Source organism: Staphylococcus sp. HMSC34G04, from assembly GCF_001838765.1.
Lineage (GTDB): Bacteria > Bacillota > Bacilli > Staphylococcales > Staphylococcaceae > Staphylococcus > Staphylococcus epidermidis.
Map to the genome: position 1 here is coordinate 1 of NZ_KV838692.1, position 1,173 is coordinate 1,173.

A 1,173-nucleotide genomic window follows, 5' to 3' on the forward strand; every position below is an offset into this window, starting at 1 on the left:
TATACTATAAATTCAACTTTGCAACAGAACCCTAAAAACAATGCCTAATAAAAAAACACTAATTAGTACAAATGAAAAACATTTCTTCATAAAAATCCTCCTTAAAATAATGATAATAATAATATAGGGAATATAATCGCTATATTTAAAAAGTTTATAAAAACACTCACTAAAAATATTTCTTTCTTTTTAAAAAAATATATAATGAGCGAGATTATCAATATACCAATACTAGATAAGAGAAAGTATTCACAAATATTTAACCCTATTTGTTGTAAATTATGTAAGTTTAAAAGGATTAGTAATAATAAAATGATATAGTTTAGTGTATTAAGTCCATATATTAGTATTTTCATTATTTCTCACCTATTTTTTTAACTCATTATTGAGTTTCTTAAATAAATCATTCTTATCTAAAGGATCTTCTACCATTTTGCCATTTATTGTTACTGTTGGAGCCATTTCAATTTTTTCTTTTTTTGCTATTTTTTTATCTTTAATTGCATCTTTATAAGCTTTGCTATTTTTTTGCTTATAATTTTCTTTGATTTTTTCTTTCTCTTTTTTCTTTATTGAAAGTTGGTCAATAATATTGTCGACTTTTTTATAAGTAATCCATTTTCTTTCATTGTTTGGTTGTTCTTTGTAAATTTTATGGTGAAATTCTAAGTAATGTTTAGGTGCAATATTTTTAACAGCATGACTAGCTCTAGATCCTATTATTGAGTCCTTACCTAAAAATGATAAATTAACAAAGGAATAACTAACTTTTCCTTTGTCTATGTATTCTTTTTCTAATTTAGGCATTAATTTAGTATCAAAATCCTTACAATAAGGACATTTATAATCTCCATACTCAACAACAGTTACTTTTTTATTATGATGATTATTGCTACACGAAATTAATAAAGGTAATAATAATATGATTAATAAATATTTTTTCATAAATTTCGAACCTTCTTTTATGTGAACTATATTTTTATTCTATTGTTTTTTTACAGAAATATCAATTTTATAAAATGATTTATTTATTAAAGTTATGCTGATTTTGTTTTTTGTATGTGTTAGTTTAAATCTTTAATTATATTATTCCTGATTAGAGCACACACAAAATATACAAAGTGAGCTACCCATAATAACGAATTATGTCAACTCAACACAAAGGGACAAACG

At 22.9% G+C, this 1,173-nt stretch carries 1 protein-coding gene; it reads right to left on the minus strand.

Annotated features, from left to right (window positions below; all coding sequences use genetic code 11):
- Window positions 1–366 precede the first annotated feature (366 nt).
- Complete coding sequence (locus HMPREF3241_RS01430) at window positions 367–945, minus strand: DsbA family protein (RefSeq protein WP_002485180.1); 579 nt, start codon at window positions 943–945, stop codon at window positions 367–369.
- Window positions 946–1,173: the final 228 nt, after the last annotated feature.